Source organism: Atopostipes suicloacalis DSM 15692, assembly GCF_900129085.1.
GTDB lineage: Bacteria > Bacillota > Bacilli > Lactobacillales > Carnobacteriaceae_A > Atopostipes > Atopostipes suicloacalis.
The window spans coordinates 1-21,362 of the sequence record NZ_FQUF01000021.1 but is presented as its reverse complement, the minus strand read 5'-3'; the positions used below and the strand labels follow the sequence as shown (position 1 = coordinate 21,362).

General features: G+C 32.6%; 15 protein-coding genes and 1 pseudogene. 4 read left to right on the top strand and 12 right to left on the bottom strand.

Annotated features, from left to right (window positions below; all coding sequences use genetic code 11):
- The first annotated feature begins 148 nt into the window (after positions 1-148).
- Entirely contained in the window at positions 149-955 is an 807-nt protein-coding gene (locus BUB96_RS07130) for a MurR/RpiR family transcriptional regulator (protein WP_073298191.1), read from the top strand.
- Positions 956-1,302: 347 nt separating this feature from the next.
- The gene (locus BUB96_RS07125) at positions 1,303-1,860 is read left to right on the top strand and encodes a hypothetical protein (protein ID WP_073298190.1); all 558 of its coding nucleotides are present in this window, start codon (positions 1,303-1,305) and stop codon (positions 1,858-1,860) included.
- A gap of 115 nt (positions 1,861-1,975) precedes the next feature.
- On the opposite strand, the gene BUB96_RS07120 is transcribed toward BUB96_RS07125, so the two are convergent.
- The 8 genes from BUB96_RS07120 to BUB96_RS07085 form a co-directional block, all read right to left on the bottom strand.
- The gene (locus BUB96_RS07120; protein ID WP_073298189.1) at positions 1,976-4,381 is read right to left on the bottom strand and encodes a family 16 glycosylhydrolase; all 2,406 of its coding nucleotides are present in this window, start codon (positions 4,379-4,381) and stop codon (positions 1,976-1,978) included.
- Between the two features lie 88 nt (positions 4,382-4,469).
- Positions 4,470-5,606, bottom strand: a complete 1,137-nt coding sequence (locus BUB96_RS07115) for an ABC transporter ATP-binding protein (protein WP_073298188.1) — start codon at positions 5,604-5,606, stop codon at positions 4,470-4,472.
- A gap of 32 nt (positions 5,607-5,638) precedes the next feature.
- Positions 5,639-6,550 (bottom strand): ROK family protein, encoded by a 912-nt coding sequence (locus BUB96_RS07110; protein WP_073298187.1) that lies wholly within the window; start codon positions 6,548-6,550, stop codon positions 5,639-5,641.
- A gap of 41 nt (positions 6,551-6,591) precedes the next feature.
- Positions 6,592-9,744 (bottom strand): hypothetical protein, encoded by a 3,153-nt coding sequence (locus tag BUB96_RS07105; RefSeq protein ID WP_073298186.1) that lies wholly within the window; start codon positions 9,742-9,744, stop codon positions 6,592-6,594.
- A 42-nt stretch (positions 9,745-9,786) separates the two neighbouring features.
- Complete coding sequence (locus tag BUB96_RS07100) at positions 9,787-10,677, bottom strand: carbohydrate ABC transporter permease (RefSeq protein ID WP_084136985.1); 891 nt, start codon at positions 10,675-10,677, stop codon at positions 9,787-9,789.
- Positions 10,674-11,585 carry a carbohydrate ABC transporter permease gene (locus tag BUB96_RS07095; protein WP_073298185.1) on the bottom strand — a complete coding sequence of 304 codons (912 nt, stop codon included), beginning with the start codon at positions 11,583-11,585 and terminating at the stop codon, positions 10,674-10,676. Before BUB96_RS07095 ends, BUB96_RS07100 begins: the two co-directional genes overlap by 4 nt.
- An 83-nt stretch (positions 11,586-11,668) precedes the next feature.
- Complete coding sequence (locus BUB96_RS07090) at positions 11,669-12,988, bottom strand: ABC transporter substrate-binding protein (RefSeq protein ID WP_073298184.1); 1,320 nt, start codon at positions 12,986-12,988, stop codon at positions 11,669-11,671.
- A 71-nt stretch (positions 12,989-13,059) separates the two neighbouring features.
- On the bottom strand, positions 13,060-14,094 hold the full coding sequence (locus tag BUB96_RS07085) for a LacI family DNA-binding transcriptional regulator (protein ID WP_073298183.1): 1,035 nt from the start codon (positions 14,092-14,094) through the stop codon (positions 13,060-13,062).
- A gap of 277 nt (positions 14,095-14,371) precedes the next feature.
- Here BUB96_RS07085 and BUB96_RS07080 point away from each other — a divergent pair, with 277 nt between their 5' ends.
- Positions 14,372-15,019 (top strand): YesL family protein, encoded by a 648-nt coding sequence (locus BUB96_RS07080; RefSeq protein ID WP_073298182.1) that lies wholly within the window; start codon positions 14,372-14,374, stop codon positions 15,017-15,019.
- Between the two features lie 52 nt (positions 15,020-15,071).
- On the opposite strand, the gene BUB96_RS07075 is transcribed toward BUB96_RS07080, so the two are convergent.
- The 4 genes and pseudogenes from BUB96_RS07075 to BUB96_RS07065 all read right to left on the bottom strand — a co-directional run bounded on the left by BUB96_RS07075 (position 15,072) and on the right by BUB96_RS07065 (position 18,869).
- Entirely contained in the window at positions 15,072-15,632 is a 561-nt protein-coding gene (locus BUB96_RS07075) for a sugar O-acetyltransferase (protein WP_073298181.1), read from the bottom strand.
- Between the two features lie 319 nt (positions 15,633-15,951).
- Positions 15,952-16,158 (bottom strand): annotated as a pseudogene (locus tag BUB96_RS10575) (transposase); the annotation flags it as partial.
- A 514-nt stretch (positions 16,159-16,672) separates the two neighbouring features.
- Positions 16,673-17,926: a PTS sugar transporter subunit IIC gene (locus tag BUB96_RS07070; protein WP_073298180.1), complete on the bottom strand. Its 1,254-nt coding sequence runs from the start codon at positions 17,924-17,926 to the stop codon at positions 16,673-16,675.
- Positions 17,927-17,939: 13 nt separating this feature from the next.
- On the bottom strand, positions 17,940-18,869 hold the full coding sequence (locus BUB96_RS07065) for a DUF7916 family protein (protein ID WP_073298179.1): 930 nt from the start codon (positions 18,867-18,869) through the stop codon (positions 17,940-17,942).
- A 743-nt stretch (positions 18,870-19,612) separates the two neighbouring features.
- Here BUB96_RS07065 and BUB96_RS07060 point away from each other — a divergent pair.
- The gene (locus tag BUB96_RS07060) at positions 19,613-21,073 is read left to right on the top strand and encodes a PTS transporter subunit EIIC (RefSeq protein WP_073298178.1); all 1,461 of its coding nucleotides are present in this window, start codon (positions 19,613-19,615) and stop codon (positions 21,071-21,073) included.
- Positions 21,074-21,362: the final 289 nt, after the last annotated feature.

Genomic DNA, 21,362 nt, shown 5'->3' with positions numbered 1-21,362 from the left:
AACGACCTCTATTTGTAAGCGTTTTACAAATATTAGAATTCTTTCATTTTTATAAAAAATTTACATATTATGAAAATATTACCTTTAAAAGCATATAAGCGAGTATATCCGTTAAATAGCTATTAAAACTTAAGAAAGTTGGAGAACATTGAGTGTATATGGTGGACTTATTATTTCATTACAACAAATTATTAATCAATTCAACAAAACATCCGATATTGACCATACAATTGCAAAATATTTATTAAACAACTTATACCAAGATAATCTAACGATAAACACAATTTCAGAAGACTGTCATATTTCAACCGCTAGTGTAACAAGATTTGCTCAAAATCTTGGCTATCAAGGTTTTACCGAATTAAAGAAAGATTATGATTTATTAAAATCTGAGAAACATGAAATGGAAATTGACTTTTTAACAACTAATAAAGCTAATTATTTACCAGACTCTAAAAACGAATCCTCAATAACATCAGAATTTCAGTCCGTTATTAAGGATATAGATACGTTTATTAATGATTTTGATTTAGAATTAATTAAAAATTTGAGCCAATTAATTCATACATCTGATAAAATTGGACTTTATGCTACTTCTATACCAGGTAATATAAGTTTGTTATTACAAAATACGCTGCTTACTGCTGGTAAATTTGTTGAATGCTACCCTACAACCTTACAACAATTTAAATCTGTCAAACAATTAAATAAAAATGATTTAGTTCTTTTTATATCCTTAGAAGGTTCACATGTTATGAACCGGGATTTAACTTTAGCAGTAACTGAATCTGAAGCAACAAGTGTACTAATCACGCATAATCCCGAAATGAAATTGGGCTCTTTATTTGATTATATTATTCCTCTTGGCGAGCATGGAATGACTAGAAGTGGAAAATATAAATTATTGATATTTTTTGAATATCTAACAAACTATTATTTTATCAATTATTCATAATCTACACACTTTATCCAATCCAACTCGTTTGCTGTGTTTCAAGGAATATTTCATCAAAAACTCCGCCTAAGCTCAATCACCTTAAGAAAAGTTGTAATATTTATATTCCACTAGTTCTCAGTCTAAATGAAACTTCAGCCATAGCTGTGAACTATATTATCCTCTACTACATTGTATCCATATTATCTATTTTTTTATCAATCGAAGTGAGCTTTTCAAAGATTAATTGCAATCAAACAATCCTTTATTCAAAAAATACAATTTAATTTTTTGTAATTTTTCTACTTATTATCTATAATAAACCTGTTGAAAACATCACCCCTCTCAATTCAAGGAGGTCATATAAAATGGTACAAAGATATGTTGCAGAAATTAAACCAATCAACGCTGATGTGATTGGAACTTCGGTTACTGGAAAAGCAGAACTCATCGAAGATGGCGATACGCTAAAAATCAAAATCGAAGCAACGGGTACACCGCCAAATATGATGCACTGGAGTCACTTCCACGGTTTTCCAGATAATCTAAAAGGACGCGTGCCTACAATGGAAGCTGATACAAACGGTGATGGTGTGATTGATTTACCAGAACTTTATGCGGTCGCTGGCCAAACAATGGTTCCTTTTGATGACGCACCTCAGGATATGAACATTCCCCATGATAACTATCCACATGCGGACGAAGACGGCAACTGGAATTATGAATTTGAAGTTCCAATTGGAAAATTAAAAGGGAAATTCAAAGAAAAATTCGGTTCGGAAGATTTACAATTAGATAAACGGACCGTTCTAATCCACGGTGTTCCAGATTCACTTGATCTTCCAGACACCGTAGAAGGAACCGTCAAAGAATACGGACCCCACACTACACTACCAATCGGTGTTGGAGAAATTGAAAAAGTTTAATTCCTATGGATAATTAAAAAAGTCTCGTCAGAACACGATATTGAACAGCTCTGTTAAACAGACAGAGAGTTGTTCCTTTCTGACGAGACTTTTTATGGTCAATATTCTTAGTTATTTATTTGTTTGCTACTTTTTTAACTCTCATGAATAACCATGTTCCACTAATCATGAAGATAGCTCCAAAAATATAAATAATAATAGTTCGAGTTTCTCCAGTCTTTGGTAGTACATCATCATTTTCCGAAGAATTATCTTGCTCTTTATTTACGCTTTCACCTTCAGGGTAAACTTCATCTTTTGGTATCTTATTACTAGAATTATTGCCATTATTTTGTTCATTGACCTTCTCTTCTAACTGAGCAATTTTCATTTCTAAATTAGTTATTCGCTCTTTTAGTAGATTGGACTCAATATTTAAATCGTTCATCTCTTGATGTAGCGTTTGTAAGGATTCTTTTAATAAAGTTAATTCGCTCTCTTTTATACTCTGTCTTCGTTCAAGCATCGCAACTTTATTTTCTAACTCAGCTAATTCTTCCTCAAGTTTAGATAAATTATTTTCTTCAGGCTTTTCATTTTCTTCAACTTCTATTAAACTAATATCATCCAAATATATACTATAGGGAACCTCCAGTTCCTCTTCTCCTGTTTTTCGTCCAAGCCCAAATAACAATTGTAAATCCTCAATATTTTCTTCAAAGGTAAACAAATAATGATACGAATTCATTGTTTCATTCAATTGGATTTCAACAATTTCATGTTCTGAATTTACAAATTCTACAAATAAATCTCTTGGTAGATCTGATTTTCCATCAAAACTAAAGAGATACATTCCGCTTGGTATGGATAAATCTTGGAAAAGCTGTATATGCCACCATTCCCAACCATTCTGTTGGATCTGAATATTCAATACATCATCTACTATGTCAAAAGCAGCTAAACCAGCCCATTCCTCATACTCCCCTTGATTATGAAGAGACCACGCTGTGATTCCATTTAATAGTTTTTCTGTATCTATTTCATCGAAATCTCCATTAAGAATATAATTTTCACTGATTGAACGAAAATCATCTGGATTCACTTGTTGTATAGGCTCTTTTTGATCATCTTCCCCAGGCTGTTCTTCTTCAGGAGGAGTAACAGGATTATTATACTCTCCTTCATAGACTCTTACATAGTCAACCTCTACTTGACTTGGAAAAAGTGTTTCTTCATTAGGTTCCAAACCATACCATCCACCAACAGCTAAATTTAAAATAATATAAAACTCTTGATCAAATGGAGCAGGATATTCGCCTTGGTCACTATGCCATTCATTTGTTTTATAATAAAGTTCATCATTAACATACCATCTTAATTCTCCAGGTTCCCATTCTAAACTATATACATTAAAGTCTGTAATTGACGAATTACTTGGGAAGCGATATTCTCCTGTTGTATGAACATTATTAGGCCATCCGCCACCATAATGGACGGCCGCTCCAACAATATCCAGTTGGTCCCCTCTATTTTCCATAATATCAATTTCGCCAGAAGAAGCCCATCCGCCATAAACATCCTCTTGAGGCATTAGCCAAAAAGCTGGCCAAAATCCTTGTCCTTCTGGTAGTTTCATTCTCGCTTCAAATCGACCATATGTTTGACTAAACAGATTATCCGTTGTGATTTTTCCCGAGGTGTAATTATAAGTATCATGTTCATCGGTAGTTATTTCTTCTCTAGCCTCGATAATTAGTTTTCCATCTTGCAAATAAACATTATCAGGTTGGTAATTTTGTAATTCATTATTTCCCCAACCTTGTACCCACTCACCATCATTACTTTGCATATAATTTCCAGTATCATACTTCCATTTAGATAAATCTAACGTATCACTATCAAATTCATCACTCCATGAAAGAGTCCAATTAATTTCATTGTCTGAAGAGTTATCTAATTCTTTAATTGGTTTAAGTGAAATATTATCAATATAAACAGAGTGATTAGATTCAGGAGTTTCAATGGCATTTTCGCTAGAAACATTTCCTAATAAAAATTTAAAATCAAAATTAGTAGATTGAAAATTATAATCAAATTCATAAGAAAAGGTTTGGAGTTCGTCATTTAAATTAAATTTTTTATTTTCAATTCCGGATAAGCCAGTGAATTCAATTTCAATCGGTCTGGGTTGTGATGAATAAGCGTCAAAAATTAATTCATAAGTGTATCCATTTGAAATAGAAATATCTTCTTGAACTAACTGTGTAGACCAACTTATAGGAACATTCCATTCTGGATGTATCTTTACACCCAAATCTATTATTTCAACTTTTGCTTGTCCATTTTCCACAGTAAAATTGGCTTCTCCATCAAATTCATGTAGAGTAGTCCAGTGATTGGTTTCATCAGTAAAATTCCCATTAATTATTCTGTTTCCTTCGTCGACTTCTGCATTTACTTCTTTAAAATCGATATTTTTAAAAGATACTATTGAGAATATAGTGATTAACGGAATAACTATCGCCATTATTTTTTTCTTCACTTTAAAGTACTCCTTATTTTACATTTTTATAAATTAAACTACTCTACATATTTTTAACTTCTTTCTTTTATTGTTAAGAATTTATTTTTTAGATTGTTGTTTCTACTACTTCTTCAATCGGCTTTTTACGAATAACTTCTTCAGTCTCTACATCAAAGAAATGCGCTTTGTTCATATTAAAAGCAACTTCCATTGTCTCACCGGCTTGGTGGAAATCTCTCGCATCAACAACGGCGACCATCTCTGTTCCACCGACATCAATATATAAAATCGATTCGGCTCCAGTTAATTCTGCCACGGTAATTGTGGTTTCCACGACTGTTTCTGGTGTGGTATCTAAAGCAATTTGTTCCGAATGAATATCTTCTGGACGAATACCAAAAATTACGGTTTTACCTTCATAACCTTTTTCATCTAATTCTTTTCTTGAAGGTTCACTGACCGCAAGATCAATACCTTTTCCTGTAATGCGCCCCTGACTATAAGTCACTTCGTGTAAATTCATCGCAGGCGAGCCAATAAAGCTGGCGACAAAGGCATTATTCGGTGAGTTATAGACTTCAAAAGGTGAACCCACTTGTTGAATGACTCCGGCTTCCATAATGACAATACGGTCTGCTAAGGTCATGGCTTCCGTTTGATCATGCGTAACGTAGATCATCGTTGTTTCGAGTTCTTCATGCAATTTAGCGATCTCTGTACGCATATGTACACGCAATTTTGCATCTAAGTTCGATAACGGCTCATCCATCAAGAAAACTTTTGGACTTCGAACGACCGCTCGCCCTAAAGCCACACGCTGTCTTTGTCCACCGGATAATGCAGCCGGTTTTCGATCCAATAAATCGGTTAAACCTAACATTTCTGCCGCATGATCAACCCGTTCTTTAATTTCGTCTTTTGGCATTTTACGTAATTTCAAACCAAAGGCCATGTTATCAAAGACTGTCATATGTGGATATAAAGCATAGTTTTGGAATACCATCGCAATATCCCGATCTTTCGGCGCCACATCGTTTACAACGTCGGCATCAATATATAAATCGCCTTCGGTAATTTCTTCAAGTCCTGCAATCATCCGAAGAGTGGTTGATTTTCCGCAACCTGAAGGACCTACAAAAACAATAAATTCATTATCTTGTATGTCCAAGTTAAAATCCGTTACCGCAAAATCTTCAGCGTTCTCATAACGCTTATGAATGTGTTTTAATTTTATCTCTGCCATAATTATTCTCCTTAATAAAATAAAATTTATCATTATGAATTTTGGATTGCTTTATAAACAGCTCCATAAATTCCTGCATCATTTAAAAAGTAGCATGGACGAATCTCAGCCAATGTCATGTTTGACATATCTTTATGATCTCTTTTTAATTTTTCTACTCTATGATTAAGTTCCTCTATAAATTCTTTATTAGCACTAATGCCTCCACCAACTAATATAACTTCAGGGTCTAAGAAAGTTAAGACATTAAATAACGCCATGGATAACTTTTGATACAATCGCTCAATGACTTGTTGTGCTACTTCATCCTCTTCTTTAGCAAGCTGATATATTTTTTCTCCATTCAATTCGCTCAATTTATAAGAACCTTTTTGACTTTCATAATAATAATTAACTAAACCATATTGAACGGAACCATTTAAGCTTAAAGTAGCTTTCCGAGTGTCATTTTTTACAATCTCATCTACAATCATAAAGCCAAACTCTCCTGCTGTAGCATGAGCACCTCTTACAACTTTACCATCTATAATAATAGCTCCACCTACACCAGTGCCTATCACTGTTGTAAAAAAGTTTGCATAATCTTTTCCGGCTCCTAACCACTTTTCTGCTAGAGCAGAGCTAACAGCATCATTTTCGACAAAAACAGGAAGCAAAAGTTTCTCTTGTAAAACATTTTTTAAATGCGTGCCATATAGATCATAAATGGCTCCTGCAGTTGTCAAGAATCCATCTTCTTCTACAATACCTGGAACACTGACACCTATAGCAGATATTTCGTATTCTTTTTGAAACTCATTGACTATTTTTTCTATTGATTCTATAATCTTCGTGCCTTCTTTTTCCGTCTTTAATTGATCTTTTTTTAACAAATGGCCCGCCTCATCTATTAAGCCATATTTTATGCTTGATCCTCCGATATCTATTCCTACATAGTAATGCATTTTTCCCCTCCTTAAATAATTATAGGATTTCAACATATTTCTTAAGCTAACTCTACTTCAATAGAACGAACGAATAAATCTCGAATATCTTTAGCTATCTGGCCTTGAATCTCATGGTTTTTTATAATTTTTCGGTTCCCATTATTATAAGTGACAATAAACTTCTTAGGTGAAACGCCATTTATTCCAAATGTATTAGATTTCATTGGGTTCTTATAGGTAACCTCTATTTGACTAAATAATTTAAATTGGATATTTCCTTCCTCATCAAAAAACTCATGTTTTAATCTAGGAGATAAAAAGAAGATCAATTCATTTTTATTCGAATCATACTTATATGGACCGGAACCAATAAACATCTCTTTCCAAATATTTAAAAATTCAACAGTAGAGCCACTTAATCTTGCGACATATCCTCTTCCATGCGTTAAAGGATCTGGATTTGCACTACTTGCTATAAACGTAGAATTCTCTAAAATATTTCTTCCATATATTTTTGGATCCAAGAAAGGAATCAGCATTGTTTCAATATCTTCATAAAACTCTTCATACAGACCTGCTTTTAAAATTTCGAGTAAATATTTATACTCCATATGCAAAAATACGGACTCGTTTTCTAACCAACCACGTGTAAAAGAACGGATTCTTCCTAGTTCTTGTGGTTCATTGATTGTTGACACACTTGTTTTATACATCTTTAATTTTTCATCAAATATTTCAGAGTTACGTATATCTCTGTATAGCTGTTTTGATTCCTCTAATGATTGAGAGAGCTTCATCTTTTTAACGTTACCTTCTAAAAACGGTGCTACATCAATAGCTTTAATTTGATAGTTTTCCTTATCCTGCTCAATTTCAAAATAAAAATAAGTAGGAACAATGTCATTATTTCCTGTCTTCTCTACCTCTTGAATGGAATAATCAACTACTTTTTGTAACAGATTTAAAATATTGGTTACTTCATCTTTATTAAATTGAGAAGTTTCACTTGATAATTCTTTATAAATTGTTTCTCTATATACTTCTAGTTCAGTAGACGCTTTATCCCAATAATTTACTAGTTGGTCTTTATCCATAGAAAGATTAAAATATTCCTTTATAGTGTTACATAATTTTTCAATGAAATAGTGGGCTTCCGTAGGCACTGCAACAAGGTCTTGTTCTTCTATTTCTTGAGCATTCAATAGCCGTAATAAACGTTTAAGTTCGTACAGTTCAGAAGTACTTGAGCCAAATAATCCAGGAAGACCATTTAGAGCATCATTCCAACCCGGTCGCCCCGCTTCCATTTGAATACCATAACCATATGGCGCTATGGTTGCTGTTTTTATTGCAGCTAATAATAATAATTTAGAAAACAAGTTTACTTGAAGGAGATCTCCCTCATTTGTCTTTATCCACTTACTCTCGCCCGTCTTTATATTTGCAGGAGTTAAAGCATCATATTGTCCTAATTTTCCTTCTTTATATTGGTATTTTTCAGCTCTTGGTTTAACATAAGCTTCGTTATTATAAAATTTATAATGCTTTTCAAAAAATAATTCTTTGATTCTATCAGGATAGACCTCTAAATAGCTATCTATTAAATCAAGATTATATGTCCAATGGTCAATCCAATATCCTTCACTAAAGTTAGAATTTAAATTTTCTTCACTATTATTTAAAACCACACCTAAAAATTCATCAAACGAAACAGAAAGTTCTATATTTTCTGTTAGGATAAAGTCTAATAAGCTACCAGGCTCAAATTCCTTCAAAAAAAACTGTTCCACTTTTTTACAATCTTTTGTTGTTTTTATAAACTCTTTTATAATTACTAGATTTTCTTTAAAGTTGTAGGTTACTTTGTTAATCTCTAAAGGATTATAACCATCTAATTGAATTAAATTAATAAAATGAGAAATATTATAATCTTCTACTTCTGGATGGATAACAACATCCATTCTTCGATTTTGATTAATATCACGATAATTCCCATTTCCTTGTGAATAATAAGTAGGTGACGTAGAAAAAAAGTTATAATCTCTTTCTAAATCTCCATGTTTTCTAGAATACATATAATAAGTCTTTTTCTTTTCATCATAACTGTATGTTTTTGGAAATCCTCCACGTAAACCATTATCAAAATACATTTGAGAAACATACCCGTCAAAGTTTACTCTTCCAGTTTTTGTTTTTACATCTTCTACTAGCTCTTCAGCGAGCATATGTGCTTGGTAAGATTTTTTGTTAAAAATCTCTTCGCTAAAATTCGTTTCTAAATAATTTTTTACAATCTCTCTTGACGTACCATTTCCGATTAATGTATATAATTTTATCTCTTCTTGGCTTTTAATCGTTCCATCCCATAATGTAAAACCACTAGAAACTTTATTCGTTCCATGTTGTTCTTTATTTAATAACTCCAATACAGAATGTTCTAAAAATGATTTAGGCACAGTTAATGACTCATCATTTCCAAAAATAATTTCTCGGTCATAGATAATATCTCCAATTTTTTCTCCATCAGAATCAACTACTAAAGAAGCATAAAAATTTCCCTCATTGATTTCTACGACATGTTCTGTGTCTTCAGTAGATCCTCGTAAGAAATAGAAGTTATATAACTCATTGTTGTGTTCTACATCGAACCAGCTTTTTAAAGTATTCCCAATATCTTTATAGGCAATATTCGATATACCTACCGGAAATATAGAAGCAATACCATCCGCTAATTCAATATTTATAGGTTCTTTATTTTTATTAATTATTTTTACTTCACGAACAAGTGCGCCAACAGGTGACTCTGGAAGAATATAATAAAGAACAGAAAATTCAATCCCATATTTTTCATTCCAATAGACTAGTTCAATAGAATTTTTATGAATGATCATTTTTTCTTTAATCGTTTCTTTTTCCAAATGTTTAGAAAAAGGTTCAAGCAAAGAAACTTTTTCTTTGCTTTTATATTTAATAAAAGTTCGAAAGGACTGGTAAGGCGTATATTGATATGCTTTATCTGCTGGATAAAACTCACTTATTGCCGAATCTTTATTTTCGATACCAAAACTACTAATAGCCTGACCACGATTAATATAAAAAGCCCATATAGGGATTCCTTTTTCACCTACTATTCCAGGAAGAAAACTTGCAAATGATTTCGAATTTTGAAAATCTTCTATTATAAAGCTGTCTTTCTCATTTAACTCAAACAAAGATTACACCACCTCTTTATATTTAAATACATTAAAATAAAATTATTTGACTGCTCCACTAGAAATGCTACTAATAATATTTTTAGAAAAGAACATGAATGCAATCATAATAGGAACAACAGAAATTGCAATTCCTAGATACATAGCTCCAAGGTTATTAGCAACAGGTGAGCCACTAAGTGCACCCATCATAACTGGCAAGGTGAATTTACTTGGAGTACGAATCATAATTAACGGTCCCATATAATTATTCCATGATCCAATAAAAGTAAAGATTCCTTGTGTAGCAATAGCTGGTTTTAAAACAGGTAAGACTATTCGATGGAAAATAAGTAAATCTCTCGCACCATCAATTCTAGCTGCTTCAACAATAGAATAAGGCATTGAAGTATATAGATATTGTCTAAAGAAAAATACAGTAAAAGGAGCAGCAATAGCAGGTAATATTAGTGGCCAATAAGTATTGAGTATTCCTAAGTTACTTGCCAGCTCATATTGACCTAACATACTTAATTGTCCTGGCACCATCATCAGCAACAAAGAAAAACCAAAAATGAAAGTTTTTCCTTTAAAATTATAGGCCCAGAAAGCAAACGCAGTTAATGCACTAAAGTATGAATTTAATAAAGTTACCAGCACAGCAATCATAAGACTATTTAAAAAACCTCTCCATACATCCACATAGCTAATTAAAATATCATAATTTTCCATTAAAGCGTTACTTGGAATTAAAGTGAACCCTTGTAGTATTTCGCCATTTGTTCTTGTTGCATTTATAATCATCATCGCAAACGGTATTAAACTGACAATCGCTAATAGACCTAATAAAACGTAAATAACTAGGCGAACAATATTTACTTGAATAACTTGTCTATGTCCCTTCTCTGATAATGAGATTGCATCATCAGAGATAGTTTTATCTCTAGCGCTCATCGTCTTTCACCTTCCTTTACTTGATCAGCATACATTGTTTTAAATATAATAATCGAGAAAATAACTGTGATAAAGAATAATCCATATGCAATTGTTGAACCGTATCCAAAGTTATTATATAAAAAGGATTGATTATATAAATACAAGACTATTGTTCTTAAGGATCCTTGAGGTGAGCCAGTTCCATCCGTTAATAATTGAGGCAATTCGAACATCTGTAAGCCACCAATTAAAGAAGTAATCATCACATATAACATAATTGGTTTAATCTGTGGCAATGTAATGTATCTGAACCGTTGCCACCAATTTGCTCCATCTATGAATGATGCTTCAAGTAAATCATTATCTATACCAGCGATTCCTGCATATAAAATAATAAAGGTTTGACCAAACCACATCCATGTATTAATTACAGACACAGATCCTTGTGCATAAGCAGGATTATTTAACCAATTAATTGGCTGATTTAAAATTCCTATCTGCATAAGCAATTGATTTAATGAACCATAGTTCCAATCTAAAATCAGACTGAATAAAATAGATACAGATGCAACAGTAACAATATTTGGTAGATAGAATAGTGTCCTAAAGAACCCAAGGCCTTTTAGTTTTAATTGAATATCTGAAAAAACTAAAGCAAGACCTAAAGCAATTAATAATTGAACAGCAAATCCTCCCACCCAAATAATAATTGTATTAAGTATGGATTTATAAAAATATCCATCAGTAATTAAACGTCTGTAATTATCCAAACCTATAAAAGTAGCATTATCTATTCCTCCCATTCCACTATAATTTGTTAGACTAAAATAAAAAGTCAGAAAGATTGGATAAATATTAAAAATTAAAAAAACAATAAGGAATGGTGCTATAAAAGCATATGGCTGTAACTTTCTCTGTCTTAACATAGGTTTCTCCCTTCTTTGATTAAATATAAAAAGAAATCTGGGGCTAATTCTGCTAGAAAACCCCAGATTTGATTTTAGAATCTTTAATTATCTGGTGTAATTATCTCTGGGAAGCTATTATTCACTTCATCATAAAACGCCTGAATTCCTTCTTCTTTAGTAATTTCACCGTCTACATATAGTCCAACTTGTGTACCAAATAAGTCGTTTAATTGTTGATCATATGGCGTAACAGTTGAAGCATCAATTGTGTCAGCTTCATCTAAGAAAAACTCATAATGATTTTGGCCACCTAAGAAATCATCTGAAATGTCTTCTTTTACTTTATCTGTGACAGGACTATAGCTTAAAACATCACCAGTTTCATCTACCCATTCTGTCAAGAATTCTTCATCATGAGTCATCATTTTGACAAATTCAAAGGCTAGATCTTTGTTTTCAGAACCTTCATAGACTCCTAACCAAGTACCTCCTTCAAAATAAGAAGTAGGCCCATTAGTAACTGCCCAATCTCCGGCATTTTCACTAGCTTCTTGCTTGAAAACAGCATCTAAAGCCCATGTTGGTAAGGCAACTCCAAAGACTTCAATCGTAGATTCGCCTTCAGCGTCTTCTAATTCATCCCACCCTAAGTTATAAGGAATAGGTCCATCAAAAGATTGATACCAAGCTGGTGACCAAGCAGGAGCTAAAGCAGAATATTGATTATCTCTTAGCTCTTTTGCATAATCAAAGTATGAAAGTCTTTGTTCATTCATATTTAATTCCATTGTTTCTTCATCAAACCATGGTTCTTCGTTTGCACCAAATGCCGATGTAAATTTAGAAATGGATCCTTCGTCTGGGAATAGTGCATAACCAGCTTCACTCATTTTAGCTCCAACATCCATTAACCCTTCCATGGTAGACATCATATCTCCCACTTCTTTAGGATCATCTGTGCCTAAAACTTCTTCTGCAATGCTTCTGCGGTAGTAAATTCCACCAGGAGTAACTTGCCATGAAACTGCACGAACATTGCCATCACTGTCTTTGCCTAAATCCCAAACATAATCTACATAATCATCAGACCATTCGTCTACGTTGTAAGGATCACTTGAAAGATCTTCCCAGTAATTTGCGTCTAACCATTGTTGCATAAACACAATTTCACCTGTAAAAACATCAGGTGCTCCTTCTCCGCTTTCTAGGATAGGTTGCAAGGTTTCTCTGTAGCTTTCATTAGGAATAATTTGCAATTCAACATTGACATCATGTAATTCTTCAAATTTATCAATTGGTCTTTGGAGTTCATCTGTAAAGGACATAATAGTTAAATCAGGTTTATCTTCTCCACATGCTCCTAATAATAAACTTAGACTTGCTATAGAGGCTAATTTAAACCCATTTTTTAAATATTTCATAGTATAACTTCTCCTTTTTAAGCGCTTTCATAAACGTTAAAGTAAAGCGCTTTACTTTTATTTAATATTGATTATATTTCTAACCTTTTTACTACTCCCTTTGGTCTAGCTACTGATTCTCTCTTAATTAATCGAACAGGTATAATCTTAGTGGAATATGGAACATTCTCATTTTGAATATTGTCTACTAACATTTTACCTGCTTGTCTTCCAATGGACTCTTTATCTTGAGCTATTGTTGTGAGTGCTGGTTCTATATATTGAACAATTTCTATATCATCATAGCCTATAATTGAATAATCTTCTGGGACTGATTTTCCAACCTCTTTAATTGCTTGGATTGCTCCTATCGCCATCTTATCTCCTGATACGAATACAGCAGTTGGTTGATCGTCCAACTTTAATAACTTCATCATTGCTGTTCTTCCGCCTTCAATTGAATAATAACCTCCATTTTCAATATATTCTTCAGGTAGATTTAAGTTATGTTCATTCATTGCTAAATTAAATCCTTTGATTCTTTCTTCGGATGTAAATATTTCTCTTTCGCCATGGATATGAGCAATCTTTTTATGTCCTAAAGATACTAAGTGGTCAACAGCTAAGCGAACACCTTGGAGATTATCACTATACACCACATTACTATTTTCAAAATTCATATCAATAAATACTGTTGGTATTTTAAAGTTTTGATAAACAGAAGTGCTTGATTTTTCTGTATCTGTGCTAAAAACAATAATTCCATCAACACCACGTCGTATTAATTGATTAACATAGTCTTTTTCTTCTTTTATATTTCTTGAAACAAAGAGAAGATCATAATTATATAAATCTACAAATTTTCTAAACGATTCAATCACAGGACCAAAAAACGGATGAGCTAACCCTACCCCTAAATCTTCAGTAAATACCACCCCTATCATTTGTGATTTATTTGTAGCTAAAGCTCTTGCTGAAGAGCTTGGTAGATAAGCTAATTGATTAATAGCATCTAATACTTTTGTTTTAGCTTTATCACTAACATTCGGATTGTTATTTATAACTTTTGATACCGTGGATATAGAATAACCCGATAATTCAGCAATATCATAGATTGTAGCCTTCATCCACATCACTCCTTCTACGGTTAGTAAAGCGCTTTCTATATGGGTAATATATAATATCCTTATTTATTTGTCAACACTATTTTTATTTTAACTCATTTTTTGATATTCAAAATTCAATAATTTTCTGTTTTTTTAACATTGGAAACCGCTTGACTATAAGGTTTTCTATTTTTTTATTTACTGTATAAAAAAACACATGATTTTATCCATTAAAAATAAAGCATGCATTCCAGGATCTTTTTTGATACTATAATTTTAAAAGGAGGTAAACCGCTTTATGAAACATTCAGCTGAAGAAAAAAACAATTTTTTAATGGATATATTTCAGTGGGTCACTAGATTATTTTACCTTAACATTCTATGGTTGGTCGGTTGCTTACTAGGTCTTATAGTAGCTGGGATTGGCCCTGCTACTATAAGTTTATTTGAAACATTAAAAGAAGTATCTTGGAAGAATAACGAAGTCCCACTCACAAAGCACTTTATTAAAATATATAAAAAACAATGGCGAGTAATAAATAAATGGATGATCTTATTATATGCTATGGTTTTGTTTTTTTGGATAGATTACCGTCTAATAGTACTTTTTAGTTCTAACACTTTAATTTTTAAAATTGTTTGCCCATTATTTATTCTTCTTGTCTCTATTGTCACCATAACAATTCTTTATTTCTTTGTCTTTTATACTAATTTTAATTTAACTACATTTAAAAAAATTGAAAATAGTTTGCTACTTTCTTTTTCAAGTCCTCTACGATCTTTATTAATTATTTTATTTCTTGTTTTACATTATAATCTAATTCTTCATTGGCCATTTATATTTATCTTCTTTCTCGCTAGTTTACCAGCCTTTATTATTGTTTTGGCTTTGAAGAAAGTATATTTTAAGCTCATTTGGTCCGCTAAACACAATAAAAATAGATAAAAATAATATCATTCTAATGTATTTTATTAGGATGATATTATTTTTATCTCACTTAATCTTCCACTTCACGAATAACCTTACATGGAACGCCTGCAGCTACAACATTCGCAGGAATACTCTTTGTGACCACACTGCCGGCTCCTATTACACTATTTTCACCTATTTCAACCCCAGGTAAAATTTGAGTCCCCGTACCTATCCATACATTATCACCAATTTTGACCGATTGATTATACTGCAATCCTTTTTTTCGAAGGGCTATAGAAGTGGGATGGTTACCACTGATAATCACAACATTAGGACCCATCATTACATAGTCCCCAATATAAATGTGAGTATCATCCACAAGCGTAAGATTAAAGTTCGCATAAACATTTTTCCCAATATGTACAAACTTCCCACCCCAGTTTGCATTTAAAGGAGGTTCTATATACGAATTTTCGCCAAATTCTGCAAACATTTCTTCTAACAGTTTTTTTCGTTTATTCTTTTCAATAGGTTCTGTTTGGTTAAATTTAAAAAGTCTCATCTTGTATTCTTGTTGTTCATCCATTAATTCTTCAATATTCGGATCATACATCTCTCCGTTATGAAGAAAAGAATAATCATCCATTTTATATCCTCTATTCTATTAATTTTTTAATGTTTGTCTACAATATATTCCTATTTTCTTAACGATTCCATATCCTGTTGCTAATTTAATAATTAAAGCATATCAGAAAGAAGCATCGTTTTCATTAACAATTAAAAAACAAAAACCCCGATTTTTTATCTAAAAACATTAATTAATCTTAATCTCCTGTCCCTCTCCTCAAGCTCTTTTACTAGAATAAAACCCTTTCATATGGGAAACTTATTTTATCAATCGCCCCGTTAGATTTCCCTTATGTAGCTTATAATTATTCCATTTTCCCCATGATTTTGGCTGCTTACTTTAAAATATCGTTTTCCATTTTAAGCTGTGTATTTTCTTTTCGTAATTCATGTAATTCTTTTTGCTCAGATGTTAGGTTATCTTTCTCTTTAAAAGAACCGGATTAACTATATTGACGAGTCCATTTATCAAAGGCCGAAGGCATCAAATTGTAATCCACTATATTTTCTTTTCTGGATTAACCAAATTTGTATAAATCGATGATTTATTTTTTAAAGTCTTCTCTAAAAGTTCGACGCTTACGACGTGTGGACATAATAAATTCTTCCTGTATATTTTTATACACACCTTATCTTTTCTGTCCAACTAAGTATAATCTATCCATGCTCCACAATTTTCGCAGTACTTCACATGATCACTCCTTATAATCATTTAATTTCGTCCATATTAAAAATTATATTGAAACGTTTTACGGATAATTAAGGTTATCCACCTATTCATCGCTTACCTTTTTTCCATCTAGATTCTGTTTTGTTTACAAAATAAACTATATATCAAATAGATATATACAGAAAAACCACGAAACTTATTCTATTCTCTCAATAAATAAGTTTCGTGGTTATTTAAATGTTGGATGATATAAATTCCAGGCCATCCAATTCTAACTCTTCAAAAATTAGATTTATCTTGTTTTAATTACTCTCTTCCTCATTATTTACTGATTTACAATAAAATAAATCTTAAAAATGATCTTGTATATAGTTTATAGGAACAAATTTTTAATGTTCTGACATTTCTTGATTTAATTTTAACTTATCATCTGCTCTGAAGAAAGGATAGTATATCGCCATACTTATCATAATGGTAATGATATTCATAACGGCTCCACTAATTCGACCACCTGTTGCTAAAAACCCAGCAATAACAGGCGGTGTTGTCCACGGTACAACCGCTCCTATTGGTTTTGCAACCCAACCCAAATCCATTGCAAAATAGATTATAATTGCATTTATTACAGGCGCAGCTACAAAAGGGATAACAATACTAGGATTTAATACTGTAGGAAACCCAAAAATTACTGGTTCTGCTATCTGAAAAGACACTGGAACTATAGATAATTTTCCAAGTGTTTTATTAGCTTCACTTCTCGAAGCAATAAATAATAAAATTGCTAGAGCAATTATAGCTCCCGCACCTCCTGGAAAAACAAAGTTATATAAAAATTCATAAGTAATGATGTTTGGTAATTCTTTGCCTGCTTGTAAAGCAACTCTATTTTGATCAGAAGCTGCAAAAAGTAATGGTTCAATAATTGGTCCTGTAATTTGAGCACCGTGAATTCCAAAAAACCAGAAGAAACATTGTAAAAGAATTACTACAATAATTCCTGGAAGGGTCCCAGTGACTTTACTTAATGGAGTTGCAATTAAATCCGCAACCAATTGATGAATGTTATCCACACCTAAACTATTTAAAAGCATCAGCGTTGCAGTCCATATAAAAATAACAGCGAAGCCTGGAATAATTGCACTAAAAGCACGACTAACATTCGGTGGTACAGTATCTGGCATTTTAATAGTTATTTCTTGTTGGACTAATAATCTAAAAATCTCAGTAGAAACCAAAGCTACAATAATTCCTACAAACATTCCAGCTGTGCCTAAATATTGTGTTGGAAAACCTGATCCGGCTTCACTCGTAACTAAAGGCGTTACCAGTACATAAGATGCTGTTGATATTAATCCAGCTGATAGAGAGTCTACTTTATAACCTTTTGCTAACATAAAAGCAACAGTAAAAGTAACAGCTAAACCTACAATTCCAAAAGTAGCGTCAGATGCATTATTAAAAGAATCAACTATTCCAAAACTATCAAGCCAATTTGTAACAATTTCCGCAGGAAAATTTGCAATTAACATAAAGACAGATCCTATAATAATTAAAGGTAAAGCTGAAGCCATACCGTCTCTCAATGCTAATAAATGAGGCTGTGCACTTATTTTTGAAGCTATTTTTTGAACTTTTTCTTCCATTTTTTATAACTCCTTATCTTTTATTAGATTTTGCTAACATTATCATTTGGTGACGATAACCACGAATTGCTTGTCCTAATGCCCATATATTTTCTGGTAAACAGATTCCACTAAAAGAATCTCCTATATGTTGTAGATGTGCCCCGCCTGCTTTAGAGGCTAAACCAATTTTTTTAATCGTCTCAGTGTCTGATGAATCTTGACTAGTACCATTAGCAGTCATAATTAATACTTTATCTTTAATATCTTTACCTTCATTAAATTCTCTTACGTAGTCTGCTATTTCTCGTAAATCTTTTTCTTGATAATGAGGAATAGTGTAAGGTGCAGGAACTAAGAGTATGTCTATTCCTTCGTCTATGAATTTTTTTGCAATATTTAAATCCATTACTTTTTCATCCACACCAGCCCCATGCATTTTTCCAGCAATAATTAAACCCTTGAAATGATTTTTAGCCTCTTTTATTGCGGTATAAATAGTGTTATTAGTTACACCTGTTCCTGGGTTACCGGTTAAAGTAATAAAATCAAAACCTAATTCATTAGCTTTTTCATATGTTTCAGGAGTTGCATGTCGACCTAGTGAAATCTCATCTCGATTTTCCGCCATATCAGCTTCCATATCTATTGGTTCAAGATTTACACCAATAGAACGTCCAGTGGCTTCTTTTATCCATTTTAAATGTTCGGAATTTGGGATATCTTCAGGTACACCTAATATATATGGATCAAATAAGTCCATTGCATTAAACATAATCATATCTGCTCCCGCAGCTCTTTCAACCTCAGCATTAGATACACCATTTAGAAACAAACCTTCAGTCGGTACATTTTCTACCATTATAGTTCTTCCTTCTGAAGCTAAAATGGCTTGTTTTAACTCTAAAGGTTTAGCAGTAAGAAAATCTGAAGCATTATAGTTTAAAAGTCTTTTATTATTCATTGATTTTAATCCCCTTTATTTTAATATTACATAGAAACAATTAATTATACGACTCAATTTAGGTTCAATTCATACCTCCAATTTAAGAGGCTGTTTTACAAATTTCTTTAGTTGTGGGCTAAAGAATGCGCTTTCCACTCCCTTTCTTATTTACAGAACCTAACTGGTTGTAACCAGTAGTAATATTATATAGGCGCTTTCAATATTTGTCAATAAAATATACTCTGAATAATTCATATATTTTAAAAAAATTAATAAACGTTGTAGTTACAATATTTATAGTTAATTATTTTATTACCTAATAGGTGATAAGATAACTAAAAAAAGCTGTTAAATCAAAGCTAGCTACTATTAATAGAAAAATTGTGAATTATTCAGGAAGATAATGAATTTTAAAGATTGCAATTTAGGTTATATAACCTAAAAAATTAATATAGTTATTTAGATACTGATAATATTATAATCCATCAAGGAGGACGCTAAACAATGCTTGCTAGTAAATCTTTCACATTAAAATCTACATGAGTTATTCAGTAAATAATAGATACCCATGCCCTTAAGAAGATATAATATAAAAATTAGATCATAGAAAAAGTGGAGGTTGTATACAATCTTACTTTAATACATTTATCTTGTTTCAATAACTAAAGCGTGTTGACTCCTCAAGCTCTTTTACTAGAATAAAACCCTTTCATATGGGAAACTTATTTTATAAAAGTTTCTATAGAAGGGAATGGAATGCGATGGCAAAGAAAGAAACGGATTATAAACAGTTAGCTGAAGAAATTCTTGCACTCGTCGGTGGAGAAGAAAATATCGATAATGTGATTCATTGTATTACGCGTTTACGTTTCTACCTAAAAGATGACTCAAAAGCAGATAAAGAAAGTTTGGAAGACCTTTCTGGGGTTATGGGAATTGTCGAAGCCAATAATCAATTCCAAGTTATTGTGGGACAAGCAGTCGATGAAATTTATAAAGAGCTCACGGCTCTTCTTCCTAATCAACAAGAAGAAAAAGAAGCAGAATCTCCATCGCGTTTCAAGGATCAAAAAACCTTCATGGGCAAAGTGCGCTATGGGTTCAATCAGGTGATTGGAGTGATCACAGGTGCGGTGATGCCGATTATTCATATTTTGGCAGCGTCTGGGATTATTAAAAGTGTGCTTGCGATTGGGACAACTTCGGGTTGGATTACGGAAAGTGGCAGTGCTTATCTCATCATCAATGCGATGGCGGATACTGTTTTTTATTTTCTGCCCATTTTGATAGGATACAATGCAGCAAAACGGTTGGGGGGAAACCCTGTTTTGACCGCGGTAATTGGCGGAGTGATCATGTACCCATCGATTCTCGAAGCGGCCGAGGAAGAATTACTTATTTTATCCGTGGGACCGGTGGATTTCCCTTATGTGGCTTATACTTATTCCATTTTCCCCATGATTTTAGCGGCTTGGTTAGTAAAAATTTTGGAAGATCGAGTGAGAAAATGGCTGCCTTCTTATATCCAGTCGATATTTACACCAATTATTGTGATGAGTATTGTCGTCGCCGTTACTTTCCTCTTTACAGGACCGGTAATTACGTGGATTTCTCTTGGCTTAGCTGAAGGTCTACAAGTTTTATTAAGCTGGAATGCAGCAATTTTTGGGGGAATTATTGCAGGACTCTATCAAATTTTGGTTATTTTTGGTCTCCATTGGGGAATTATTCCCATTTACGTCAACGACTTTGCTTTGCTAGGCTATAGTTATTTGTCCGCCATCGTCAGTTTTTCTATCGTCGGACAAGCCGGTGCCGCTTTAGGTGTCGCTGTAAAATCTAAAAAACCTAAAATCAAAGAATTAGGATACGCCGGAACGATTTCTGCCTTTTGTGGAATTACAGAACCTGCAATTTACGGAATAAACTTGCGCTTTAGAAGGCCTTTTATCGCCGCGAGTATTGGGAGTGCAGTTGGCGGATTTTTCACAGGACTTCTTCGAGTCAATATGTGGAGCATTATCGGCTCAATTATTGGCCTCCCCTCTTACATCGATCCCGACGCAGGAATTAATTCAAATTTCTGGTACGCCGTAATGATTACCATTCTCACCTTAGTCGTTTCTTGCCTCATCACCTATTTCTGGGGTTACAACGACGATATGAAAATGGAACAAAAACGAGAAAAACCAAAAAACCCAGGAAAAGTCGTGCCTGAGTAGTCAAACTAATCTCTATTAATAAATTCTCTCTCCATCGTATTCAGGAATCTTTCCAGTAAAATACGACGACGAGAGAATTTTTTTATCTAATACTTTTTTGAAATCATTAGCACATATAATTTTATTTGAAAAGAAAATGCTAAAAAGAGACAAAAAAGCATCTCTCATGGTATAATTAAATCATGAAAATTTTAAAAATATTTACTTAATTGAGTACTAGTTTCTGTTGCCGCAGACCTAGTGCTCTTTTTTCGTCATATGGTACTTTGTCATCTAGAATCTTATAAAT

Excerpts from the sequence above, each read along its gene's own strand:
- BUB96_RS07125 (WP_073298190.1), top strand. The coding sequence starts at position 1,303 with ATGGTACAAAGATATGTTGCAGAAATTAAACCAATCAACGCTGATGTG.
- BUB96_RS07115 (WP_073298188.1), bottom strand. The coding sequence starts at position 5,606 with ATGGCAGAGATAAAATTAAAACACATTCATAAGCGTTATGAGAACGCT.
- BUB96_RS07110 (WP_073298187.1), bottom strand. The coding sequence starts at position 6,550 with ATGCATTACTATGTAGGAATAGATATCGGAGGATCAAGCATAAAATAT.
- BUB96_RS07100 (WP_084136985.1), bottom strand. The coding sequence starts at position 10,677 with ATGAGCGCTAGAGATAAAACTATCTCTGATGATGCAATCTCATTATCA.
- BUB96_RS07095 (WP_073298185.1), bottom strand. The coding sequence starts at position 11,585 with ATGTTAAGACAGAGAAAGTTACAGCCATATGCTTTTATAGCACCATTC.
- BUB96_RS07090 (WP_073298184.1), bottom strand. The coding sequence starts at position 12,988 with ATGAAATATTTAAAAAATGGGTTTAAATTAGCCTCTATAGCAAGTCTA.
- BUB96_RS07085 (WP_073298183.1), bottom strand. The coding sequence starts at position 14,094 with ATGAAGGCTACAATCTATGATATTGCTGAATTATCGGGTTATTCTATA.
- BUB96_RS07080 (WP_073298182.1), top strand. The coding sequence starts at position 14,372 with ATGAAACATTCAGCTGAAGAAAAAAACAATTTTTTAATGGATATATTT.
- BUB96_RS07075 (WP_073298181.1), bottom strand. The coding sequence starts at position 15,632 with ATGGATGATTATTCTTTTCTTCATAACGGAGAGATGTATGATCCGAAT.
- BUB96_RS07070 (WP_073298180.1), bottom strand. The coding sequence starts at position 17,926 with ATGGAAGAAAAAGTTCAAAAAATAGCTTCAAAAATAAGTGCACAGCCT.
- BUB96_RS07065 (WP_073298179.1), bottom strand. The coding sequence starts at position 18,869 with ATGAATAATAAAAGACTTTTAAACTATAATGCTTCAGATTTTCTTACT.
- BUB96_RS07060 (WP_073298178.1), top strand. The coding sequence starts at position 19,613 with ATGGCAAAGAAAGAAACGGATTATAAACAGTTAGCTGAAGAAATTCTT.